This window comes from Ramlibacter sp. PS3R-8 (assembly GCF_037572435.1).
GTDB lineage: Bacteria > Pseudomonadota > Gammaproteobacteria > Burkholderiales > Burkholderiaceae_C > Ramlibacter.
On the sequence record NZ_JBBHGT010000008.1, the window covers coordinates 58836 to 82182 of the forward strand.

Below are 23347 nucleotides of genomic sequence, written 5' to 3' on the forward strand. Positions count from 1 at the left end.
AACATGGCAACACCGGATCCGGCCGATGATGGGGCGCTGCTGGACAGCCTGGTCCGCGCAGCGGCGACGGCTTGCGCGGCGCCGGTGGCGCTGCTCACGTGGATCGACGACGGCCGGGAAAGGGTGGCGGCGTCCCTGGGTTTCGACGGCACGCCGGAGAACGCGGGTGCCGGCATGCGTTCATCGGCTGCGTTCCACGCGGCAGCTCCGCTGCAGGCCACCGACGGGCAAGTCATCGGCACGCTCTGCGTCATGGATCACGTTGCCCGCCCCGCGCTCGGGCGCGTGCAGCAAGAGGTCCTGCACGCGCTCGCCCAGGCCGCGCTGCAGGCCCTGCTGCTGCGACAGGCCGCGCAACGCGCGCCCGACGTCGCTGACGCCAGCAAGGCGCGCGCCGCGCTGGAGCAGAGCCAGGAGCGCCTGCACCGCGCGCTGGAGGGCTCGGGCCTCGCGCTGTGGGACCTCGACGTGCCGGGCGAGACGGTGTTCCTGTCCGAGCAGTGGTCCGTGATCCTCGGCGGCCCGCCGCAGCCCACCGAGTGCACTGCGCAGGAGCTGCTGGAACTGGTGCCGATGGAGGACCTGCTGCGCATCCAGGCGGCACTGGAGCCCGTGCTGGATGGCAGGTCGGCCCGCTACGCGGTGGAGCACCGCGTCCGGCGCCTGGACGGCAGCCTGGTCTGGGTGCACAGCGAGGGCCGCGTCGCGGACCGCACGTCCAGCGGAATGCCGTTGCGGATGGTGGGGACCAACCGCGACATCACGCAAGGCAAGACGGCCGAGCAGGAGCTGCGGCTCGCGCGCGATGCGGCCGATGCTGCGAGCCTCGCCAAGAGCCAGTTCCTCGCGACGATGAGCCACGAGATCCGCACACCGTTGAACGGCATCATCGGGATGACCAAGCTGCTCCTGGACGAGAAGCTGCCGTCGCAGGTGCGCCAGCATGCGGACCTGATCGACCGCAGCGCGCATTCGCTGCTCGCGCTGGTCAACGACATCCTGGACGTTTCCAAGATCGAGGCGGGACAGATGGAGATCGAGACCGTCCCGTTCGACCTGCATGAACTGCTGGAAGACCTGGCCACGCTGTACCGCCTGCGCGCCACCGAAAAGAGCCTGCTGTTCCGCGTCCACGTCGACCCCCACGTGCCGCGCTTCGTGCAGGCCGACCCGACGCGCATCCGCCAGGTGCTGGTCAACCTGCTGGGCAACGCCCTGAAGTTCACGCACTCGGGATGGATCGGGCTGGACGTCAAAGGCAAGCCGGATGCCGACGGTTGCGAGCTGGACTTCATCATCGGCGACACCGGCATCGGCATTCCCGAGGACGTCCAGCCGCAGCTGTTCAAGCGCTTCACGCAGGCCGACAGCTCCACCTCCCGGCAGTTCGGCGGCTCCGGCCTGGGACTGGCGATCGTGCGGCAGCTGGTGGACCTGATGGGTGGCGCGGTGCGCGTGACGAGCACCCCGGCCCAAGGCTCGCGCTTTACCGTCACGCTGCCGGTCATGCCGGCGGAGCCTCCGCCCGCGGCGTCGATCTGGCAGGAGCTGCCGGCGTCGGTGGCGGGCGTCCGCGTGCTGGTGGCGGAGGACAACACGACCAACCAGGTGGTCGCCTTCGGCATGCTGCGCAAGCTCGGCTACCAGGACGTGAGCCTGGCCAACGACGGCATCGAGGCTTGCCGGCTGGCGCTGTCGGAGGATTTCGACCTGATCCTGATGGACTGCCAGATGCCGGAAATGGATGGCTACGAAGCAACGCGGCGCTTGCGCGAGGTCGGCTGCACCGCGGCCATCGTGGCCATGACCGCCAACGCGCTCAAGGGCGACCGTGAACGGTGCATCGACGCCGGGATGAACGACTACATCACCAAGCCCATCGACCTGAAAGTGCTGCGGGCCGTGCTGGCGCGCTGGACCGTCGCGCAGCCGTCGCGGCTGGGCGAGCTGCCGATCTTCCACGCCGAATCCATGCGCTCGCGCTTCGGCGGCGACCTCCAGCTGGAACAGGTGGCGCTGTCCACGTTCCGGCAGACCACGCCGGCGCTGCTCACCAACATGCGTGCAGCGCTGACAGCGGCCAACCGGGCGCAGCTGCGGCTGCTGGCCCACTCGGCCAAGGGCTCGGGCGCCATGATCTGTGCCGAGCGTTACGCGGCGATCGCAGCCACGCTGGAAGACCGGGCGGCCCACGCCCTGCCGGAAGAACTGGGCCGCCTGATGGAAGACCTGCAGCGCGCCTACGCCGACTTCGCCGCCGTCGCGCCGATCTAGCGCAGCCTTCGTTACTGGGGCTCCAGCCCCACCTTCTTCACCAGCGACGCATATTTCGCCAGCTCGCTGCGGAACGCGGACTGCGCCTGCTCCGTCGTGCCGATCTGGATGGTGTTGCCTTGCTTGGCCATCGTCTCCGCCACGGCGGGATCGTTGAAAGCGGCCACCACGGCGTCGTGCGCCTTCTTCACACTGGCCGCGCTCATGCCCTTGGGGCCGATGACGGCGAACCATGCTTCCACGGAGAAGTTCGCCAGGCCCTGCTCGGCCATCGTCGGGACATCGGGCGCAGCGGGCGTGCGCTGCGGCGCCAGCACACCGATGACACGCAGCGCCCCGGTCTTGATGTGCTGCTGCACGCTGGGCAGCGCCACCGTGCCGAAGTCGACCTGGCCGCCGATAAGGTCCGTCACCATGGGACCGACGCCCTTGTACGGGATGTGCTTGGCGCTGGCGCCGGCGGCATCGAGGTACAGCTCGGTGGCGAGGTGCAGGATGGTGCCATTGCCACCGGAGGCGAAGTTCAGGGCGCCCGGCTTGCTCTTGAGCAAGGCGATGAACTCGCGGCTGTTGGTCGCGGAGACCTTGGCGGGGTTGACCACCAGCACCATCGGCGTGGATCCCACCACGGCGATGGGCGTGAAGTCGCCGGGCATGTCGAAGGGCAGCGACTTGAGCACGCTGGGGAAGATCACGACGTTGTTCGACACCACGGCCAGCGTGTTGCCGTCCGGCGCGGAGCGCGCCAGGGCCTGCAGGCCCACCACGCCGCCGGCGCCGGGCTGGTTCTCGACCACGACGGAGGCGTTCAACGCGCGGCCGAGCGCCGGAGCGGCGGCGCGGGTGATGGCGTCCACGCCGGAGCCCGTGGCGTTGGGAAGGATGAACTTCACGGTGCCCGACTGGGCGAAGCCGGCGAGCGGCAGGCCCGCCGCGGCGGCGGCAAGGGCTGCGCCGAGCACGGTGCGGCGGCGAAGGGCGTGGTGGGATGGCGTCATGTTGTTGTCTCCTGGAAAGCGGGGGATGCGGGGGCGGCGTGGTCAGCGCACGATCGCCCGGTTCTGCAGATCGTCGATCTGGTCGTCACTGTACCCTGCGGATGCCAGCAATTCGCGCGTGTGGGAGCCGAGCCGCGGCGGGTCCAGGCGCACGCCGAGCCGCTCGCCCGCCAGCGTGAAAGGCAGCAAGGTGGTCTTGACCGTCTCGCCGGCCCTGGGGCCATCGGGCAGCGTGACATCGGCGAGGCCACCGGTGGCCAGCAAGTGCTCGTCGGCGTAGAGCTCTTCGGGCCGGCGGATCGGGGCGAAGGGCAGCCCGGCCTTCTCCATGATGGCCGACAGCTCCGCGGCGTTGCGGTCGGCCAGCCGCTCGCGCAGTGCGGCCAGCAGGCGCGGGCGCTGCTCGACGCGCTGGTTGTTGGTGGCGTAGCCGGGCTCGTTGCGCAGGTCGGCGAAGCCGAGGGCGTCGCAGAACTTCAGCCACTGGGCATCGCTCACCGCGGCCAGGAAGATCTGCTCGCCCTGCGCAACGGTGAACACGTCGTACACCGCCCACGGGTTGTCGCGCGCCGGCATCGGCGCCGCCGGCTTGCCCGTGATCGCGTACTGCAGCATGTGCTGGCCGACCAGGAACACGTTGTTCTCGTACAGCGCCGACTGCACTTCCATGCCGCGGCCGGTGATGCCGCGCTGGATCAGCGCGCCGAGCACGCCGATCGCCGCGAACAGGCCGCCCATGATGTCGTTGACGCTCGTGCCCGCGCGCAGCGGGTCGCCGGGACGGCCCGTCATGTACGCCAGGCCGCCCATCATCTGCACGACTTCGTCGAGCGCGGTGCGATGGTCGTAGGGGCCGGGCAGGAAGCCCTTGCAGGTCGCGTAGATCAGCTTGGGATGGACCTTGGCGAGCGAGGCGTAGTCCAGGCCGTACTTCTCCATGGTGCCGGGCTTGAAGTTCTCCGCCACCACGTCGGCGCCCGCGCACAGCTTGCGGGCGAGCGCCGCGCCCTCCGGTTGGCGCAGGTCGATCGCGATGCTCTTCTTGTTGCGGTTGAACATCGGGAAGAAGCCGATCCCCGCGCCGAGGAGGCGGCGCGAGTGGTCGCCCTCGACCGGCTCGAGCTTGATCACTTCCGCGCCCAGGTCCGCGAGCACCATGCCGCAGGTCGGGCCCATCACCATGTGGGTGAACTCGACGACCCGCAGGCCCTTCAGGGGTTGGGCGACTTCATGCATGGGCGCCTGCCTTCATGGTCTTCGGCAGGCCGGTCTTCCAGATCGTGCCGTGCGTGGGCTCGCCTTCGAGCCAGCGCGCGACCTTCGCTCGCAGCGCGAGCATCCGGTCGAAGTCCAGCCCGGTTTCGATGCCCATGCTGTGCAGCATGTACGCGAGGTCTTCGGTGGCGACGTTGCCGCTGGCGCCGGGCGCATGCGGGCAGCCACCGATGCCGGCGGTGCAGGCGTCCAGGCGCGCGATGCCCAGTTGCATTGCCGCGTAGCAGTTGGCCAGGCCGAGGCCACGCGTGTCGTGGAAGTGCGCCGCCGCGAGCTTGTCGCCCGCCACGCGCAGCACGCGCTCGAACAGCGACGACACCATGGCCGGGTCCGCGTAGCCGACGGTGTCGGCCAGGCTCACCGCATCCACGCCTTCGTCGAGCACCGCCTGCACCAGGCGCACCACTTCGTCCGGCTCGACGCGGCCCTGGATGGTGCAGCCGAATGCCGTGCTGATCCCGACTTCGATGCGGGTGCGCTTGCCCGAAGCATCGCGCTCCGCGCGGATGTTGGCGATCTCCGCGACCACGTCGGCCGGCGCCTTGCGCAGGTTCGCCAGGCTGTGCGCATGGCTGGCCGACAGGGGGATCAGCATCATCTCGGCGTCGGCCTCCAGCGCGCGCAGCGCGCCCTTCAGGTTGGGCGCCAGCACGGTGGCGCGCAGTCCGGGCAGCGTCTGCGCGAACGCCAGGACTTCGGCGGTGTCGGCCAGTTGCGGCAGCAGCTTCGGCGGGACGAAGGAGCCGACCTCGATCTCGCGCTCGCCGGCGTCATAGGCGTCGCGGATCCATTCCATCTTGGCGGCCGTCGGCACGACGGTCTTCACGCTCTGCAGGCCGTCGCGCAGCCCCATCTCGCGAATGACCACATGGCGCGGCAGGGACGCCGCGGAAAAGGTGGAAGCTTGCATGGCGGGAGTTTAGAATTTCCCGAATCTCCCTTCTGTGCAAATTTGGAACCGTTGCGTTCCAATCCGGAACTTCTTGCGCGACCTCGACCTCACCACCCTGCGCCTGTTCGTCTCCGTCTGCGAGACGGGCAACATCGCGCGCGCCGGGGAAAAGGCCAGCATCGTCGGCTCGGCCATCAGCAAGCGCCTGGCCCAGCTGGAAGACCAGGTCGGCACGCCGCTGCTGGTGCGCAAGCGCCACGGCGTGCTGCCGACCGCGGCCGGGCAAACGCTGCTGGAGCACGCGCGCGGGATGCTCGACGGCGCCGCCCGCATCGAGCGCGACATGCAGGCCTACGCGGCCGGTGGGCGCGGCCAGGTTCGCATCTTCGCGTCGGTGTCCGCCATGACCGAGTCGCTGGCCGATGACGTCGCGGGCTTCCTGCACAAGCCCGCGCATCGCAGCATCCGCGTCGACCTGGAGGAACGGGTGAGCCCGGAGATCGTGCGCGGGGTGCGCGAGGGCCTGGCGTCCATCGGCGTGTGCTGGGATGCGACCGACCATGCGGGGCTGCAGACCCGCCCGTACCGCAAGGACACCTTGTGCGTGGCGGTCCCGGCGCGGCATCCCCTGGCCGCACGCAAGAGCGTGCGTTTCGAGCACACGCTGGACTACGAGCACGTGAGCCTGCCCGTGAACAGCGCCGTGCAGCTGCTGCTTCAGCGGCATGCGGGCCAGCTCGGGCGCACCGTCAACCACCGCATCGTCGTCACCAACTTCGAAGCGGCGCTGCGGGTCGTGCGCGCGGGCCTGGCCGTCAGCCTGGTGCCGCGCCAGGTGGCGGAGCCGGCCGGTGGCGCCATCGACGGCATCCGCCTCATTCCCCTGGCCGAGCCTTGGGCGGACCGCCGCTTCATCGTCTGCTATCGCGACGCCGCGTCGCTGAGCCCGGCCGCGCAGTCCCTCGTCCACCACCTCACCGCGCTGGCGCCGCCATGAACGACACCCTCGACCTCGGGCCGAGCCCGCGCATTCTCTTCCTGTGCGACCACGCGCAAACGGTGCGCGCGCAGCTGGCCGGCGCTTCGCTGTCCCGCGCCGAAGCGGGCGCATTGCGCGACGACATCTCGACCGACGAGATCACGCCGGTGAGCATCATGTCGCATTACGACGAAAGCCTGGCCCGCTTTCCCTATACAGGTTTCGTGGCGCAAGGCGAGCGGCCGATCCCGGCAGGCGCCGTCCAGTCGGCTGGCTTCCGGGTCACGGTGGGCGGCAGCCGCTACGGCAAGGGCTCATCGCGCGAACACAGCCCGGCGGCGGAGAAGCTGGCCGGCATCCGGCTGGTGATCGCCGAAAGCTTCGAGCGCATCTACCGGCAGAACGCCGACAACATCGGGCTCTTCACGTCCACCGACCTCGGGCTGGTCCAGCGACTCCAGCGCGGCGAGGCGATCGCGGTGGACGAACTCGTCGCGGGTCGCGATGCGCTGGCGGCCGCGATCGTCAGGAGCGACGGACTGCTGCGCTTCGGCCAGCAGCACCTGCTGGGCGCCGAGCCGGTGGCACTGGATCACGGCGAGTGTCCGCGCACCCTGTTCGAAAAGATCGTGCAGCGCCACCTGCTGCGAACGCCCGTCACGCCGGATGCCCCGCGTGCCGGAGAGGGCTGCTTCGTACGGGCCGACTGGCGCTTCATCCACGAGTACTACACCGGCATGGCGGCGCACATGCTGCATGCCACGTTGGGGCGGCCGCTGGTCCTGCGCGAACAAGAGACGGTCGTGGTGTTCGAGGACCACACCTCCTACGTGGATGAAAGTCCGGCGCACAGGGGATCACCGCTGCTGCCCAACATGCACGCCATGCAGCAAGCGCAGCGCACCTTCGCGCGGGACTACGGATTGCGGCAGCACCGCACTCTCACGGAGGCCGAGGCGCAAGCCGACGACGGCAGCAACGTGGCCGGCATCTCGCACGCGATGATGGCCGAGCTCTACGCCCTGCCGGGGCAGCTCGTCGCCGGCACAGATTCGCACACGCCGCACAGCGGGGCGCTCGGCTGCGTGGCTTTCGGCGTCGGCACCACCGACATGGCCAATGCTTTCGTCACCGGCGCAGTGCGGCTGACGGTGCCAGCCGTGTTGCGGGTCGAGCTCGAGGGCCCGTTGCCCGCCGGCGTCGCCGCCAAGGACATCGCGCTGCATCTGCTGCAACTGCCCGGCATCCGTGCTGGCGGCGGCGTGGGCAAGGTTTTCGAATTCGGCGGCCCGGCGCTGCGGGCGTTGTCCACGGATGAACGCGCCACGCTCACCAACATGACGGCCGAGCTCGGCGGCCTGACGGGCATCGTCGAGCCCGATGCCGAGACCGTGCGTTTCCTGCGCGAGCGACGCGGCGTCCATTTCGTGCTGGAGCCCTGGATGAAGAGCGACGCCGGGGCGACGTACCACGACGTGATCCGCGTCGATTGCGGCAGCTTGTCGCCGATGGTGGCCCGGCCCGGCGACCCGGGCAACGGCTTGCCGGTCGACGCCTTGCCCGAGGCGGTCACCGTCGACATCGCCTATGGCGGTTCGTGCACCGCCGGCAAGCGCGAAGACTTCGACCAGTACCACGCGGTGCTGGCCTGGGGGCTCGCCAACGGCCTGACGGTGCCGCCACGCGTGCAGCTGTTCCTGCAATACGGCACGACGGCGGTGCGGGACTACTGCGTGGCGCAGGGGTACGACCGCACTTTCGCGGCGGCCGGTGCGCGCATCCTGCAGCCGTCCTGCGGCGCCTGCGCCAACTGCGGGCCCGGGTCGTCCACCGATGCCGGCCAGGTGACGGTGAGTGCGATCAACCGCAACTTCCCCGGACGCTCGGGGCCCGGCCAGGTGTGGCTTGCCAGTCCGGCCACGGTGATGGCCAGTGCGCTGGCCGGCCAGTTGACGTCGTTCTCCGGGCTGCAGCGCGCACGCGGCTAGGTTTGCAGCAGCCCGCGCAGGGCGAGCGCGTTGCGCACGTCGTCCGGGCTGCGCACCAGCACCGCCTGCAATCCGATCGCCCGTGCACCGTCCACATTGACCGGCAGGTCGTCGAACAGCAGCACGTCGGGCGCGGACAGGCCGATTTCGCGCAACACGTGCTGGAACGCCGCGGGTTGCGGCTTGCGGTGCCCGATCTCGTGCGAGGCAAACACGCGGTCGAACCTCGGCAGCAGTGCGGGAAAGGCGCGCCGCATCTGTTCCATGTGTGCTTCATTCGTGTTCGAGATCGCGTAGCAGGGGACGCGCCGGCGCACTTGCTCGACCAACCGCGTGGTCTCCTCGATCTCGGCCACCAGGATGGCGTTGAAGCCGGCCTCGACCGTGGCGGCGTCGCAGTCCAGCTCCAGCGCCTGTCGCACGTGCGCGAAATAGCCTTCGTTCGACAGCCCGCCGGTTTCGTGCTGCAGGAACGGCTCGTCCCAGCGAAAGGCAGCGCGCAGGCGCTCGGCGGGCAGGCGCGAGTGCGGCGCCCAGGCTGCCAGCGCGCGGTCGAAGTCGATGGTGAGGATCACGCCGCCGAGATCGAAGAGAACGGCGCGCACGGCAGGGGAGGTATCCAGGGACATGGCCCGATTCTCCGTAATCCGGTGGCGCGTCCGCACGATGTTGACGACAGGGTTGCAAGATGGACACGCGGCCTTTACATGGCTCCCGCACCCTTCCTACACCGGCTCGCGCCTGCAGCTTGTTGCAACCGCCCCTGTTGCCGAGCACAGTCGTGGCAAATCCCATGAACAGGAGCTTCCCATGAAACGTATTCTTCTCTCCCTCGCTGCGGCGGCCACGCTCGGCGCGCTGGGTGGCTGCGCCGCCTACGCCGATCCCTACGGCGGCTACGGCCCTGGCTACGGCTACGGCTATGGCGAGCCCGCCGTGAGCGTCGGCGTTGGTGTCGGCTACTACGGCGGCGGCTATTACAACGGCTACTACGGCCGCGATCGGGACGGCGACGGCGTCTCGAACCGCTACGACCGCGACCGCGATGGCGACGGCGTGCGCAACGCCCGCGATCCGCGCCCCAACAACCCCCGGCGCTGAGCGCCCGCACCGGCCCGCGCTCGCGGGCCGGTATCGCAAGCGTAGGCCATCCCGCACAAGCACAAGCACGCCCGCCTGATGCTTGTTCTACGACAAGCGCGCCAGCATGGATCCATCCAGAACAAGGAGCATCCATGAACGACACCAAGCACCACGAAATCCTCTGGGGCCTGATCAAGGACCAGCGCTTTGCCATGCTGTCCCACCGTCACTCGGACGGGACACTGCATTCCCACCCCCTCACGACCCAGAACAAGGACCTCGGCGAAGACGGCTGCCTGTACTTCTTCGTCTCTCGCGCCAGCGAGGTCGGCCAGCGCTTGCAGGCCGACGGCAATGTCAACCTCGCTTATGCCAACCCGGGCAAGGACACCTGGGTGTCGGTCACCGGCACCGCGCGCGTGCTGGAGGACATGGCCAAGAAGAAGGAACTGTTCAATGTCATCGCCAAGGCCTGGTTCCCCGGCGGCGCCGAAGACCCGGACCTGGAGCTGGTCGAAGTGCGCATCGATGAGGCGGAATACTGGAACGTCAAGGAAAACAAGTTGCTGCAGCTGCTGAAGATGGGCAAGGCAGCACTCACCGAGACGCGCCCGAAGATGGGCGAGCACAAGGAAGTGCAGTTCAACAACTGACGGCCGCGAGCAGCGCGCTGGCTGCGCGCTGCGATGGGCGAGAGAGCGCGCCCGACTCGCGGCACTGGCGTGAGTCCCTCAACGGTCGGCGGGGGCGAGGCAGTGGCTGCTCACCCGTTGGTGGCTTGCGCCCCACGTGCGAAAGCCGTTGCGATCGATGTGGACGCGGCCGCTCGGATAGCGGCTGACGCCCATGTCCCATTGCTGTCCGTGCTCGCGCCAGAAGCCGCACAGGCGCGCGCCTTCCGAGTCGGCAATCGGCGCAATGTCGACCGCGAAAAGCTGGTGCGAACTCCCCGGCGCGCCGCCGGCGCAGCGGTTCAGTGCGGGTCCGCGGTAGCCGGAGACCACTTCGAAAACGTGCAGCACCTGCTGCTGGCGCAGCTCCCGCAGCAGCACGAGCAGGTCGCGCACCTTGGGCCACACCTCCTTCGGCGGCACTTCGAAAGGAGCGGCCTTGCACTCCTTCCACATCGACGCGGTGCGCAGCAACTGGTACGTGGGCACGATGTCCGCCAGCTGCTCCCGCGCAAGAAACTGCTCGAACCCGTCCACCTGGGCCGCGTTCGAGGTGCGCCAGACGGCAAAGAGCACGGGACCGCGCTCCCCGTCGGCCAGTTTCGGTTCGGGCACGGATGGCGGAGGCGTGAGCGGCGCCGGCGGGACAGGGGTGTCCGCCGGTGGCCTTGCCGGACCGGGAATGGTGGCGGATGGAGGGGGCGACTGGACGCGAGGCTGGCAGGCGACGAGGCCGGCCAGTGCCAGGACGCAGCCCATGGCGGCTGCCAGGCGCGCCGGGCCGGGTCGCCAGGGGCAAGACTGCTGCACGCGCCCCCCGCTGCCTCACGCCGCTGCCGCGGGCTGCGCGGGGTTGGCAGCTGCGCGGCCGCGCGGGACCCTGGCGCGGCGCACGTACTCCGGCAGGAACGTGCGCCGTGACCGGTCCGCAAACGCGACGGTGACCTGCATCGTGCTCGCCGCTTCCACCACGCCGCGGCCATAGCGCCGCACCTCCACCAGGTCGCCGCGCTGGAACGACGCCTCACGGGGCTCCTCGCGCGATGGCGCGTTGCCGGCGGGTTCCCGCCGCAGCAGTTCCTCCACCACCGCCTCGTGCGCCTTGATGCGGCGACAGTTGTCGCAATGGTCGCAACGCTCCGGGGCGCCTTCGCCTTCCAGGTGCTCCAGCAACACATGCCAGCGGCACTGGCCCGTCTGGGCATAGAACACCATGCGTTCCAGCGCTTCGCGATCGAGGTCGCGCTTCTTGCCGTAGCCCTGCGTCAGCTCGCGCATGCGGGTTGGGGAAGCAGCCTGGGCCGCCAGCCGCAGGGACCCGTCCGGCGCCTGGGTCACCAGCTTGTCCTTGCGCAGCAGGCCCAGCGCCACTTGCAGTTTCGACTTCGGCCGGCCGATCCTCGCCTGCAGCAGGGGCAGCGTCCACGTTCCGGCTTCCACCGGGTCGTCCTGCAACGCCTGCACGATGGCACGGGCATCCTCCTCGCCCGGGTAGCGGCCGGCCATGAAGAACTGCTGGATCGCCTTGTCGCCGCGCAGGAACAGCAGGGTGCAGCGCGCAACTTCGCCGTCGCGCCCCGCGCGTCCCGCTTCCTGGTAGTACGCCTCCAGTGTGGCCGGCAGCTGGTAATGCAGCACGAAGCGGATGTCCGGCTTGTCGATGCCCAGTCCGAAAGCGTTGGTGGCGACCATGACGCGGATCTCGCCCGCCATGAAAGCCTCCTGGGTGGCGGCCCGTTCGGCCGCCGGCAATTTGCCGTGATACAGCGCGACCGACTCGTCCGCTGCGCGCAGCGCCTCGAATACGGCTTGTGCGGCCTTGATGGTGGCCGCGTAGACGATGCCGCTGCCTTGCGTGGCGCGCACCGCCTTCAGCACCTGCGCGGGCTTGTCGGCTTCGGTGGCGACCGGCACCACCCGCAGGTCGAGGTTCGGTCGGTAGGCGCTGGTGTTGACGATGCCGCCGGCCGGGATGCCGAGCTGCGCGCAGATGTCCTGTGCGATCTCGTCGGTCGCCGTTGCCGTCAGCCCGAGCACGACCGGCCTGCCCAAGCGCGTCACCAGCTGGCCGATCTCCAGGAAAGCCGGCCGGAAATCGTGGCCCCAATGCGAAATGCAGTGCGCCTCGTCGACGGCCAGCAGCGACACGGGATGGGCCAGCAACTTTTCCAGGAACGCAGGCTCGGCCAGGCGCTCCGGCGTGGTCATGATGATCTTCGCGCTGCCGTCCACCACGGCGGCCTCGGCCGCCTTTGCCTCCTCGCCGTCGATGGCGCTGTTGACCTGCACGGCCTGGATACCGAGGTCGCGCAGTGACTCGCACTGGTCCTTCATCAGGGCGATCAACGGGGACACGACGACGGTCCGGCCCTCGAGCAGCAGCGCCGGCAATTGGTAGCACAGCGACTTGCCGGCGCCGGTGGGCATGACGGCCAGCGTGGAAACGCCCGCCAGCACGCGGTCGATCACGGCGGATTGGCCGGTGCGCAGGCGCGACAGGCCGAAAGTGTCGCGCAGCACGGCGCGCACGCGCCGCGCCTGCGCGGCGGGTGGAACTCGCAATCCCATCGCCTCTTTCAGCGCTCGTCGCCCGGCGCGTCGCCTTCTGCGATGGCCCGCACTTCTTCGTCGTCGAGATCCGTCAGGTCCGTCAGCTCCGTGCTGTCGAGGTCGGCTTCGGACTCTTCCTCGCTGGCCAGGTTCACCACCCGGTCGGGCAGGATGTCCGAGCCTTCGCGCGAATCCCGCCCGGCCACCACGCCGCGCTCGCCGGTTCCCGCGGCGTCGCTGTCCTCATGGGCCTCGGTGGTGCCGACAGTGTCGCTGCCGGAATCCGAGTTGTCGCTGGGCCCCAGCAGTTCCGATTCGCGGCCGCTGGGGTGGGTCGGGGCGTTGTCCGCGCCGACGATGCTGCTGTACGCCATGTGTTCTCCTTCGCATCGGTGACTGGCAAGTCTGGCCGGGCATCCACCAGCCCGGCGTCGGCACCCGCGCCCGGGCGGTGTCGGACGCAACCGTCCTGGCCGATGCGTGACGTACAGTGCGGCCAACAGGACACCCGTGACTGCCGTGCCAGCACCCGCAGGATTGCCTCCCTTTCGCACCTTGCCCGAACTGATCCGCGAACATGCGCGTGGGCAGCCCGGAAAGCTCGCCGTGCGGCAGGGCGACAGCCGCCTGTCCTGGGGCGAGCTGGACGCACGGGTGGACCGGATCGCCGCCGCATTGCAGCGCGACGGCGTGAAGCCGCGCGACAGCATTGCCATCTGCGGCGCCAACTCGATCGCCTATCTGGCCTTGTTCCTCGGTGGCCTGCGCGCCGGCGCCGCCGTCGCGCCGCTGCCGACCGGGACCACGACCGAACAGCTGGCCGGCATGGTGCGCGACTCGGGGGCGCGGCTGTTCTTCACCGATGCGTCCGTGCCCATGTTCGAGACGCAAGCCCATCGCGTCCGCATGGACTTGCCGGACGCGCTCGCAGCGTGGCTCGGCACGGGGGGCGGTGCGCCGCGTCCAGTCGACATCCAGCCGGACTGGGCGTTCAACATCATCTATTCCTCGGGCACCACCGGCACACCGAAGGGCATCGTGCAGCCGCACGCCATGCGGTGGGCGCACGTGGCGCGCGGCGAGAACTACGGCTTCGGCCCGGATGCCGTCGCGATGGTCGCGACCTCGCTGTGCTCCAACACGACGCTGGTGTCGGTGTTCCCGTGCCTGGCCAAGGGTGGGGCGGTGGTGATGACCGAGGGCAGATTCGATCCGTCCGGCTACCTGTCCCTCGCCGCGCAGGCCCGCGCCACGCACGCCATGCTGGTGCCGGTGCAGTACCACCGCTTGATGGCGGTGCCGGATTTCGGCCGGCACGACCTGTCGGCCTTCCACATGAAGTTCTCCACCAGCGCACCGTTCGCCGCGAAGCTCAAGGCCGACGTGCTGGCGCGCTGGCCCGGCGGCCTGGTGGAGTACTACGGCATGACCGAAGGCGGCGGCACCTGCATCCTGGAGGCGCACCTGTTTGCCGACAAGCTGCACACCGTCGGCAAGCCCGCGGAAGGACATGACATCCGCCTGATCGACGAAGAGGGCCGCGAGCTGCCGCGCGGCGAGATCGGCGAAGTGGTCGGGCGCTCCGTTTCGATGATGACGGGGTACCACAACCAGCCGCAGAAGACGCGGGAGGCGGAGTGGTATGACACCGAGGGGAACCGCTTCATCCGCACAGGCGATGTCGGTCGCTTCGACGAGGACGGTTTCCTCACGCTGATGGACCGGCGCAAGGACATGGTCATCAGCGGGGGCTTCAACATCTACCCGAGCGACCTCGAGGCGGTGCTGCGCCAGCACGCGACGGTGGCGGACGTCGCGGTGGTGGGCGTGCCTTCCGCTGAATGGGGCGAGTCGCCGGTGGCCTTCGTCGTGCCGCATGCCGGCGCGCCCGAGCCGGGCGTGCTGCGGGTATGGGCCAACGAGCGCCTGGGCAAGACGCAGCGGCTGGTCGACTTGCGCTACCTGCCGGAGCTTCCGCGCAGCGACATCGGCAAGGTGCTCAAGCGCCAGCTGCGCGACAGCTGGGCTGCGTGACTCGCGGGCCCGGCCGGTGTTGGATGTCCGCTGACACGCCATTGCCGAAGGTTCGACGCCTACGGTAGTGCTGCGGACTGACGCCAGGCGTGCCTGAGCGCTGTCTCCAACTCACCCGCGCCGCGTACAGGCGCAGCGCGGACGGCCAAGCATTCTGGAGCCCTACACGGAGATGCTCCAAATGAAATACATGCACAAGGCCATCTGGCAGTCCGACGGCAACCTGGTGATTCGCGGCAACACCCGCGCGCTGTTGTTCCGCGCGCTGGAAGACGTGAAGGCCCAGCTGGCCCAGCGTCCGGAGGCCGACCAGCAACTGGCGCGCACGCTGGCCGCCCTGCAGGATGTGCTGGGCAAATTCGACGGCAAGCTGCCCTCGGCGACCGAGCTGCTCGGTGACCCGGCCAAGGAACGCGTCGCTCGCAACTTGCTGGTTGGCTAAGCCAGCAACGCGACGTTGCCGCCGGCGGCGGTGGTGTTGATGGTGACGGTCTGCTCGGCGCAAAAGCGGGCCAGGTAGTGCGGTCCGCCGGCCTTCGGACCGGTGCCCGACAGGCCTTCCCCGCCGAAAGGCTGCACGCCCACCACCGCGCCGATCATGTTCCGGTTGATGTAGACATTGCCGATGCGTGCTTCGCGCGCAAGCGTTTCCGCGCGGCTGTCGATGCGGGTCTGGATCCCCAGCGTGAGCCCATAGCCCATCCGGTTGACGGCCTCGATCACGTCCCGCGGATCCCCGCCCCAGCGCACGATGTGCAGCACGGGCCCGAAGATTTCCTGTCGCACTTCTTCCACGCGGGCGAGCTCGAAAGCCTGCGGTGGGAGCATGCGCGTGCGGGCGTCCCAGGAGGGTGCGGGCAGCAGGGGCCTGGCCGTGGCGTGCAGCCGTTCGACCTGGCGCATCAGGCTGCCATACGCCTCCTCGTCGATCACCGGCCCGACGTCGCTCGCCCACTGCGCGGCATCGCCGGTGACCAGCTCCCGCGCCGCGCCCTGGATCATCGCGATGACGCCGTCCGCGATCGCCTCGTGCACCAGCAGCAGCCGCAGGGCCGAGCAACGCTGGCCAGCGGAGCGGAAGGCGCTTTGCACCACCGCATCGGCCACCTGTTCGGGCAAGGCGGTGGAGTCGACCAGCATGGCGTTGATGCCACCGGTCTCGGCAATCAGCGGGACGATGGGTCCGTCCTTGGCCGCGAGCGCGCGCTGGATGATCTTGGCCACCTGCGTCGAACCGGTGAACACCACCCCGGCGATGCGGGGCTCCGCCACCAGGGCCGCGCCGACCGTGTCCCCGGGGCCGTGCAGCAGCTGGAGCACGTCGGCGGGCACGCCGGCGGCGTGCAGCAGGCGAACCGCTTGCGCCGCGACGGCGGGCGTCTGCTCTGCCGGCTTCGCCAGCACGGTGTTGCCGGTGACCAGCGCCGCGGCGACCTGGCCGGTAAAGATGGCGAGCGGAAAGTTCCAGGGGCTGATGCAGGCCCACGGCCCGCGCGCGGTGAGGCGCAGCACATTGCTTTCGCCGGTCGGGCCGGGCAGGCTGTGCGGCTGCAGCAACCGCTGCGCCTCCATGGCGTAGTAGCGCAGGAAGTCGATGGCCTCGCGCACCTCCGACACGGCGTCGCCCCAGGTCTTGAAGCCTTCCTTCACGAGCAATGCGCACAGCCGCGGCAGCTGCTGCTGCATGGCGTCCGCGGCGCTGCGCAGGATGTCGCAGCGCGTTGCGGGCGGCAGGCGCGCCCAGGCCCGGCCGGCGGCGACGGACCGGTCGACCGCATCCTGGACGGCTTGCGCATTCGCCTGCGGGATCGCCGGGACGGTGGTGGCGGCCAGCGCCTGCAGCAGCGGCTCGCGCAGTGCGGGAACGGCAAGGTCGAGCCCGGTGCTGTTGGCCCGCTGCGCGCCGTACAGGGCGGGCGGCAACGGCAACGATGGCTCGGCCGACAGGCGCAGCGGCGACTCCAGCAAGGCATCCATCCCCACCGATTCATCGGCCAGCTGGTGGACGAAGGACGAGTTCGCGCCGTTCTCCAGCAAGCGGCGAACGAGGTACGCCAGCAGGTCACGGTGCTGGCCGACCGGCGCATAGACGCGGCAGGCGATCAACGGGTTCTGCAGCACTTCCCGGTAGATCCCTTCGCCCATGCCATGCAGGCGCTGCAGCTCGAACCTGGCGCCCGTGCGGTTTGCCATCTGGACGATCGCGGCGATGGTGCCGGCGTTGTGCGTGGCGAATTGCGGGTAGATCACGTCCTGTGCGTCGAGCATTGCGCGCGCACAGGCCAGATAGGAGATGTCGGTGTGGTGCTTGTGCGTGAACACCGGGTAGTGCGGCAAGCCCATCTCCTGCGCGCGCTTGATCTCCGCGTCCCAGTACGCTCCCTTGACGAGCCGGCACATGAGGCGGATGCCGTGCCGGCGGCCCACCGCCGCGACGTGTGCGATCAGTTCCAGCGCGCGCGACTGGTAGGCCTGCAACGCCAGGCCGAAGCCTTGCCACTGCGGCTGGTGCCGGGCCACCCGTTCCACGAGCGCTTCGAACACGTCGAGCGACAGCTCCAGGCGATCCACCTCCTCGGCATCGACGGTCAGGTTGATGTTGGCGCGAGCCGCCTGTTCACACAGCGCCCACACCCGGGGGACCAGCTCGCGCATCACGCGCGCCTCCTGCAACGCTTCGTAACGCGGATGCAGCGCGCTCAGCTTGATGGAGATGCCGTCGTTCTGCTGCGCCGGCTGCGCCGGGTCGGCGCGCGTTGCGATGTGGGCGATGGCGGCCTGGTAGTGGGCCAGGTAGCGCTGCGCATCCTCCGCGGTGCGCGCGCCCTCGCCGAGCATGTCGTAGGAAAACCGCAGGTTGGCCTGGCGCCTGCGTGCGGCCAGCGCTTCATCGGTGGCTTCGCCGATCGTCTGCCCCAGCACGAACTGGCGTCCGAGCAACTGCACGGCGCGCAGCGTGGCGGCAACCACGGTGCGCGCCCCGACCCGTGCGAACAGGCCGCCTTGCGGCGTGGCGCCGTCGCCCGGCAGGAAGCGCTTGGACAGCGCGATGGCGCTGTGCGACAGCCGCGAAAGCGCGGAATCGGGCGAGCCGTCGAAGTCGGCGCGGGAGAGCTGGTCGGCCGTCAGCGCGATGGCGGTTTCGGCATCGGGAACACGCAGCAATGCTTCGGCCAGCCGCATCAGGGCCAGCCCCTCCGCGCTGGAGATCGGATATTCCTTCAGCAGGCTTTCCATCGCCCAGAACGGCGGAGGGTTGCGGCGGACTGCCGCCACCCAAGGTGCCGCGGCCTGCGCGGCAGCCGCCCAGTCCAGGGCGCCCTGCAGCGACTGCAAGCGGCCCGCGACCACGTCGGCTTCCGGGCGATAGGGCGAGGGCAGGCGCTGCCCGTTGGCGAGGGAGGGCGTGTCGGAGTGCATGTTCCGCATGTTCCCGTGTTCCCTCATGAATTTTTAGCTAAAGTCAGCGGAATTCACCGAAGAAAATTCGTCGAATGGACGCTGCCGACCTCGATCGCATCGACCTGAGGATCCTGCAGGTGCTGCAGGCCGATGGCCGCATCGCCAACCTGAAGCTGGCCGAGGCCGTGGCCCTGTCCCCCACGGCAGTGCTGGCGCGCGTGCAGCGCCTCACGCGTGACGGCTACATCCTCGGCTACGAAGCCAGGCTCGACCCGTTGAAGCTGGGCGCCGGGATGATGGTGTTCGTCGAGGTGCTGCTGGACCGGACCACGCCCAACGTCTTCGACGCTTTCAAGGCGGCGGTGCAGGTGCAGCCCCAGATCATGGAATGCCACATGGTGGCCGGCGGCTTCGACTACCTGCTCAAGACGCGCATGGCCGACATGCAGGCGTATCGCGACTTCGCCGGCACCGTGCTGTGGCAGCTGCCGGGCGTGCGCGAAACGCGCACCTATGCGGTGATGGAGGAGGTGAAGAACACCACGCGGCTGCCGCTGCGCGCGTAGCTTGTGGGGAGGGGGGACCCTTGGCAGAATGCCTCGCATTCACATGGAGACCTCGATGCGCACCTGCCTGCTCGCCGCCACCGCGGCGCTTTCCATCGTCGCTTTTCCCGCCGGCGCCCAGTCCTTGAAGCCCGGTCTGTGGGAAATCAACAACAAGATGGGCGGCGGCCAGATGGACCAGGCGATGGCGGACATGCAGAAGCAGATGGCCCAGATGTCGCCGGCCGAGCGCAAGCAGATGGAGGAGATGATGGGCAAGCAGGGCGTGCGCATGGCGCCCGCTGCCGGCGGCGGCATGACGGTGCAGATGTGCATGACCAAGGAGATGGTCGAGCGCAACGACATGCCGATGCAGGACGGCTGCCGCATGACCCAGAACACGCGCAGCGGCAATACGATGAAGATGGCGTTCACCTGCACCAACCCGCCCTCCAGCGGCGAAGGCCAGGTCACCTTCGCCAGCCCCGAGGCCTACACCAGCAAGATGACGATGCGGATGCAGGAGAAGGGCAAGACCGAGACCATGACGATGGACACGAGCGGCAAGTGGCTCAAGGCCGACTGCGGCAACGTCAAGCCCGTCACGCCGCCGAAGAAATAGGTTTCCTGGTTCCGAAGATCGCGGTTCCCACCCGCACCATCGTGCTGCCGGCATGGATGGCCGCTTCGAGGTCCGCGGTCATGCCCATGGACAGGGTGTCCAGGGGCAGTCCCGCCTCCCGCAATTGCTCGTAGAGGCTGCGCGCATGGCGATGCACGGCGAGCTGCGCGTCGAAGCCGTCGGCGGGCTCGGGGATCGTCATCAGGCCGCGCAGGCGCAGGCGCGGCAGCGCTGCCACTTCGCGGGCCAGCGCCAGCGCCTCGCCCGGAGCTATGCCGGACTTGCCGGGACCGCCATCGATGTTCACCTGAATGCAGACCGACAAGGGCGGCAGGTCCGCGGCGCGCTGGTCCGACAGGCGCTGCGCGGTCTTGAGCCGGTCCACCGTGTGTGCCCATGCGAAATGCGCCGCCACCAGCCGGGTCTTGTTGCTCTGGATCGGGCCGATGCAGTGCCATTGCAACGGCAGGTCGGCCAGCAGCGCCTGCTTCTCGATCGCTTCCTGGATGTAGTTCTCGCCGAAGGCCGTTGCGCCCGCGGCATGCGCGGCGCGCACGGCGTCGGGGCCGAACGTCTTGGACACGGCAAGCAGCGTGACTTCGTTCACGTCGCGTCTGGCGTCCGCGCACGCGGCGGCAATCCGCTGTCGCACGCTCTGGAGGTTCGAAGCAATCGTCGTCATAATGGACCAGCTACCCGTGCCCCTGCGCGCCGGGCAGGACCATAAAGAAGAGGGGATCCGTGGATATTACCCAGCTGCTCGCTTTCAGCGTCAAGAACAAGGCGTCGGACCTGCACCTGTCGGCCGGCCTGCCGCCCATGATCCGCGTGCACGGCGACGTGCGCCGCATCAACGTCGACCCCATGGACCACAAGCAGGTCCACGCCATGGTGTACGACATCATGAACGACACCCAGCGCAAGAACTACGAAGAGTTCCTGGAGTGCGACTTCTCGTTCGAGATCGAGGGCCTGGCGCGCTTCCGGGTCAACGCCTTCAACCAGAACCGCGGCGCCGGCGCCGTGTTCCGGACCATTCCCTCCAAGATCCTGACGCTGGAGCAGCTGAACGCCCCCAAGATCTTCCAGGACCTGGCCCTCAAGCCGCGCGGCATGGTGCTGGTGACCGGCCCCACCGGCTCGGGAAAGTCCACCACGCTGGCGGCGATGGTGAACCACCTGAACGAAACCGAATACGGCCACATCCTGACGGTGGAAGACCCGATCGAGTTCGTGCACGAGTCCAAGAAGTGCCTGGTCAACCAGCGCGAAGTGGGACCGATGACGCTGTCCTTCGCCAATGCGCTGCGCTCGGCGCTGCGGGAGGACCCGGACTGCATCCTGGTGGGCGAAATGCGGGACCTGGAAACCATCCGCCTGGCCATGACCGCGGCGGAAACCGGCCACCTGGTGTTCGGCACGCTGCACACCTCCAGCGCCGCCAAGACCATCGACCGCGTGATCGACGTGTTCCCGGCGGACGAGAAGGAGATGGTCCGCGCCATGCTGTCGGAGTCGCTGCAGGCCGTGATCTCGCAGACGCTGTGCAAGACCAAGGACGGCAGCGGCCGCGTGGCGGCGCACGAGATCATGCTGGCCACCTCGGCCATCCGCAACCTGATCCGCGAAGCCAAGGTGGCGCAGATGTACTCTTCGATCCAGACCGGCAACAGCGTCGGCATGCAGACGCTCGACCAGAACCTCACGGACCTCGTCAAGCGCAACCAGATCAGCGCGGCCGAAGCGCGGAGCAAGGCCAAGATTCCCGAGAACTTTCCGGGCTGATCGAAGCAGCCCACCAGCAGTCTTAAGGAGAGCGCCACCATGGAACGCGATCAGGCGACAAAATTCATCAACGACCTGTTGAAGCTGATGGTCGGCCGCAACGGCAGCGACCTGTTCATCACGTCCGATTTCCCGCCGGCCATCAAGGTCGACGGCAAGATCACCAAGGTCTCGCCGCAACCGCTGAACGCATCGCACACGCTGGCGCTGGCGCGGTCGATCATGAACGACAAGCAGGCCGCGGAGTTCGAACGCACCAAGGAATGCAACTTCGCCATCTCGCCGCCGGGCGTCGGCCGCTTCCGCGTCAACGCCTTCGTGCAGCAGTCCAAGGTGGGCATGGTGCTGCGGGTGATCCCGCAGGTCCTGCCGACCATCGACGGGCTGGGCGTGCCGCAAGTGCTCAAGGAAGTGGTGATGTCCAAGCGCGGCCTGGTCATCCTGGTCGGCTCCACCGGCTCGGGCAAGTCGACGACGCTGGCGGCGATGGTCGACTGGCGCAACGAACAGAGCTACGGCCACATCATCACCATCGAGGACCCGGTGGAATTCGTGCACCCGCACAAGAACTGCGTGGTGACGCAGCGCGAAGTGGGCCTGGACACCGACAGCTGGGAGGCGGCCCTGAAGAACACGTTGCGGCAGGCGCCGGACGTGATCCTGATGGGCGAAATCCGCGACCGCGAGACGATGGAACACGCCATCGCCTTCGCCGAAACCGGCCACCTGTGCATGGCCACGCTGCACGCCAACAGCACCAACCAGGCGCTGGACCGGGTGATCAACTTCTTCCCCGAGGAGCGCCGGCCGCAGCTGTTGATGGACCTGTCGCTGAACCTGAAGTCCTTCGTGTCCCAGCGCCTCGTGCCCAAGCAGGACGGCAAGGGCCGCGGCGCCGCAGTGGAGGTGCTGCTGAACACTCCGCTGATCTCCGACCTGATCTTCAAGGGCGAGGTCTCCGAGATCAAGGAGATCATGAAGAAGAGCCGCAACCTGGGCATGCAGACCTTCGACCAGGCGCTGTTCGACCTGTACGAGAACAACGTCATCACGTACGAGGACGCGCTGCGCAACGCCGATTCGGTGAACGACCTGCGGCTGCAGATCAAGCTGAATTCGCAACGCGCGAAGTCCCAGGACTTGTCGGCGGGTACGGAGCACCTCGCCATCGTGTGAAAGCGGGAGCGGACAACCGGGCGCAGAAGGCGCAGAAGTTACGCAGAAGACGCAAAAGGAACCCATTTTTTATGGGCTGTTCATCTGCGATTTCTGCGTAACTTCTGCGCCTTCTGCGTCCGGTGGTTGGCTTTCAGGTGTTTGGCCATCGCTGATAAAGTAAGGCATGGCCAGCACCAACCCCAAAACCTACGAATCCACCCCTGCCCGCAAGGTCGCGTTCCTCGGCCTTGGCGTGATGGGTTTTCCCATGGCCGGGCACCTGGCACTGGCCGGGCACCGCGTCACGGTCTACAACCGCAGCGCCGAAAAACGGCAGGCCTGGTGCAAGGAATTCACCGGCAGTGCCGCGCCGACTCCGCGTGAAGCGGTGGCCGACTGCGACATCGTGTTCAGCTGCGTCGGCAACGACGACGACCTGCGGTCGATCACTCTCGGCGACCAGGGCGCATTCGGTGCGATGAAGCCAGGCACCGTCTTCGTGGACCATACCACCGCTTCGGCCAACGTCGCCCGCGAGCTGTCCGCCGAAGCGGCCCGCCGCGGCTTGCAGTTCGTCGATGCGCCGGTGTCCGGCGGCCAGGGCGGCGCGCAGAACGGCCTGCTCACCGTGATGTGCGGCGGCGAGCCGGCGCCGTTCGAAGCCGTGAAGCCGGTCGCGATGGCCTACGCGCGCGCGTTCGCGCTGCTCGGCCCGAGCGGCGCGGGCCAGCTCGCCAAGATGGTCAACCAGGTGGCCATCGCGGGCTTGGTGCAAGGACTGTCGGAGGCCATCGCCTTCGGCATGAAGGCCGGGCTGGACATGGAACAGGTGCTCGAGGTCATCGGCAAGGGCGCGGCGCAGAGCTGGCAGATGGACAACCGTGGCAAGACGATGATCGCCGGCAAGTTCGAGTTCGGCTTCGCCGTCGACTGGATGCGCAAGGACCTCGGCCTGGTGCTCGAGGAAGCCAAGCGCAACGGCGCCCGGCTGCCCGTCACGGCGCTGGTCGACCAGTTCTATGCGGACATCCAGGCGCAGGGCGGCAACCGCTGGGACACGTCCAGCCTGATCCGCCGCATCCGGTAGGGAT

21 protein-coding genes are annotated in these 23347 nt (G+C 68.6%); 12 read left to right on the forward strand and 9 right to left on the reverse strand.

The genetic code is table 11. From position 1 onward, the window contains the following. Positions 1–3 precede the first annotated feature (3 nt). Positions 4–2274 carry an ATP-binding protein gene (locus WG902_RS21385; protein ID WP_340062245.1) on the forward strand — a complete coding sequence of 757 codons (2271 nt, stop codon included), beginning with the start codon at positions 4–6 and terminating at the stop codon, positions 2272–2274. A gap of 11 nt (positions 2275–2285) precedes the next feature. Here WG902_RS21385 and WG902_RS21390 read toward each other — a convergent pair whose 3' ends face one another. The 3 genes from WG902_RS21390 to WG902_RS21400 are packed head-to-tail and all read right to left on the reverse strand — an operon-like array spanning position 2286 to position 5457. Further along, a complete protein-coding gene (locus WG902_RS21390; protein WP_340062246.1) occupies positions 2286–3272 on the reverse strand; it encodes a Bug family tripartite tricarboxylate transporter substrate binding protein in 987 nt (328 codons plus the stop codon). 42 nt (positions 3273–3314) lie between these two features. Further along, positions 3315–4508, reverse strand: a complete 1194-nt coding sequence (locus tag WG902_RS21395; RefSeq protein ID WP_340062247.1) for a CaiB/BaiF CoA transferase family protein — start codon at positions 4506–4508, stop codon at positions 3315–3317. After that, complete coding sequence (locus tag WG902_RS21400; RefSeq protein ID WP_340062248.1) at positions 4501–5457, reverse strand: hydroxymethylglutaryl-CoA lyase; 957 nt, start codon at positions 5455–5457, stop codon at positions 4501–4503. Before WG902_RS21400 ends, WG902_RS21395 begins: the two co-directional genes overlap by 8 nt. A 73-nt stretch (positions 5458–5530) precedes the next feature. Between WG902_RS21400 and WG902_RS21405 the strand changes: the two genes are divergently transcribed. Together WG902_RS21405 and WG902_RS21410 are read left to right on the forward strand one after the other, a co-directional pair. Next, positions 5531–6436, forward strand: a complete 906-nt coding sequence (locus WG902_RS21405; protein WP_340062249.1) for a LysR family transcriptional regulator — start codon at positions 5531–5533, stop codon at positions 6434–6436. Beyond that, the gene (locus tag WG902_RS21410; protein WP_340062250.1) at positions 6433–8406 is read left to right on the forward strand and encodes an aconitase family protein; all 1974 of its coding nucleotides are present in this window, start codon (positions 6433–6435) and stop codon (positions 8404–8406) included. Before WG902_RS21405 ends, WG902_RS21410 begins: the two co-directional genes overlap by 4 nt. Here the strand turns inward: WG902_RS21410 and WG902_RS21415 are convergent. Further along, positions 8403–9035 (reverse strand): HAD family hydrolase, encoded by a 633-nt coding sequence (locus WG902_RS21415; RefSeq protein WP_340062251.1) that lies wholly within the window; start codon positions 9033–9035, stop codon positions 8403–8405. The genes WG902_RS21410 and WG902_RS21415 overlap by 4 nt on opposite strands. Positions 9036–9216: 181 nt before the next feature. On the opposite strand from WG902_RS21415, the gene WG902_RS21420 reads away from it, so the two are divergent. Both WG902_RS21420 and WG902_RS21425 read left to right on the forward strand, forming a co-directional pair. After that, positions 9217–9507: a hypothetical protein gene (locus WG902_RS21420; protein ID WP_340062252.1), complete on the forward strand. Its 291-nt coding sequence runs from the start codon at positions 9217–9219 to the stop codon at positions 9505–9507. Between the two features lie 134 nt (positions 9508–9641). Beyond that, positions 9642–10142, forward strand: a complete 501-nt coding sequence (locus tag WG902_RS21425) for a pyridoxamine 5'-phosphate oxidase family protein (protein ID WP_340062253.1) — start codon at positions 9642–9644, stop codon at positions 10140–10142. A gap of 78 nt (positions 10143–10220) precedes the next feature. Here WG902_RS21425 and WG902_RS21430 read toward each other — a convergent pair whose 3' ends face one another. The 3 genes from WG902_RS21430 to WG902_RS21440 all read right to left on the reverse strand — a co-directional run bounded on the left by WG902_RS21430 (position 10221) and on the right by WG902_RS21440 (position 13084). After that, on the reverse strand, positions 10221–10775 hold the full coding sequence (locus tag WG902_RS21430; protein ID WP_340062254.1) for a D-Ala-D-Ala carboxypeptidase family metallohydrolase: 555 nt from the start codon (positions 10773–10775) through the stop codon (positions 10221–10223). 210 nt (positions 10776–10985) lie between these two features. Then, on the reverse strand, positions 10986–12728 hold the full coding sequence (locus WG902_RS21435; protein WP_445263718.1) for a RecQ family ATP-dependent DNA helicase: 1743 nt from the start codon (positions 12726–12728) through the stop codon (positions 10986–10988). Positions 12729–12736: 8 nt separating this feature from the next. Beyond that, positions 12737–13084, reverse strand: coding sequence for a hypothetical protein (locus tag WG902_RS21440; protein WP_340062256.1), 348 nt, complete (start codon positions 13082–13084; stop codon positions 12737–12739). Between the two features lie 181 nt (positions 13085–13265). On the opposite strand from WG902_RS21440, the gene WG902_RS21445 reads away from it, so the two are divergent. Then, positions 13266–14744, forward strand: coding sequence for a class I adenylate-forming enzyme family protein (locus WG902_RS21445; protein ID WP_340062257.1), 1479 nt, complete (start codon positions 13266–13268; stop codon positions 14742–14744). Between the two features lie 181 nt (positions 14745–14925). Further along, on the forward strand, positions 14926–15186 hold the full coding sequence (locus WG902_RS21450) for a hypothetical protein (RefSeq protein WP_340062258.1): 261 nt from the start codon (positions 14926–14928) through the stop codon (positions 15184–15186). Here WG902_RS21450 and WG902_RS21455 read toward each other — a convergent pair. Next, the gene (locus WG902_RS21455; protein WP_340062259.1) at positions 15183–18164 is read right to left on the reverse strand and encodes an L-glutamate gamma-semialdehyde dehydrogenase; all 2982 of its coding nucleotides are present in this window, start codon (positions 18162–18164) and stop codon (positions 15183–15185) included. The genes WG902_RS21450 and WG902_RS21455 overlap by 4 nt on opposite strands. Before the next feature lie 74 nt (positions 18165–18238). Between WG902_RS21455 and WG902_RS21460 the strand changes: the two genes are divergently transcribed. Both WG902_RS21460 and WG902_RS21465 read left to right on the forward strand, forming a co-directional pair. Then, entirely contained in the window at positions 18239–18712 is a 474-nt protein-coding gene (locus WG902_RS21460) for an Lrp/AsnC ligand binding domain-containing protein (protein ID WP_340062260.1), read from the forward strand. Positions 18713–18740: 28 nt separating this feature from the next. Beyond that, positions 18741–19313: a DUF3617 domain-containing protein gene (locus WG902_RS21465; RefSeq protein ID WP_340062261.1), complete on the forward strand. Its 573-nt coding sequence runs from the start codon at positions 18741–18743 to the stop codon at positions 19311–19313. Here WG902_RS21465 and WG902_RS21470 read toward each other — a convergent pair. After that, positions 19294–19995 carry a YggS family pyridoxal phosphate-dependent enzyme gene (locus WG902_RS21470; protein ID WP_340062262.1) on the reverse strand — a complete coding sequence of 234 codons (702 nt, stop codon included), beginning with the start codon at positions 19993–19995 and terminating at the stop codon, positions 19294–19296. The genes WG902_RS21465 and WG902_RS21470 overlap by 20 nt on opposite strands. 59 nt (positions 19996–20054) lie before the next feature. Here WG902_RS21470 and WG902_RS21475 point away from each other — a divergent pair, with 59 nt between their 5' ends. The 3 genes from WG902_RS21475 to WG902_RS21485 all read left to right on the forward strand — a co-directional run bounded on the left by WG902_RS21475 (position 20055) and on the right by WG902_RS21485 (position 23343). Beyond that, on the forward strand, positions 20055–21098 hold the full coding sequence (locus WG902_RS21475) for a type IV pilus twitching motility protein PilT (protein WP_340062263.1): 1044 nt from the start codon (positions 20055–20057) through the stop codon (positions 21096–21098). Positions 21099–21137: 39 nt separating this feature from the next. Next, the gene (locus WG902_RS21480) at positions 21138–22274 is read left to right on the forward strand and encodes a PilT/PilU family type 4a pilus ATPase (protein WP_340062264.1); all 1137 of its coding nucleotides are present in this window, start codon (positions 21138–21140) and stop codon (positions 22272–22274) included. Positions 22275–22440: 166 nt separating this feature from the next. Continuing rightward, positions 22441–23343, forward strand: coding sequence for an NAD(P)-dependent oxidoreductase (locus WG902_RS21485; protein WP_340062265.1), 903 nt, complete (start codon positions 22441–22443; stop codon positions 23341–23343). Positions 23344–23347 lie beyond the last annotated feature (4 nt).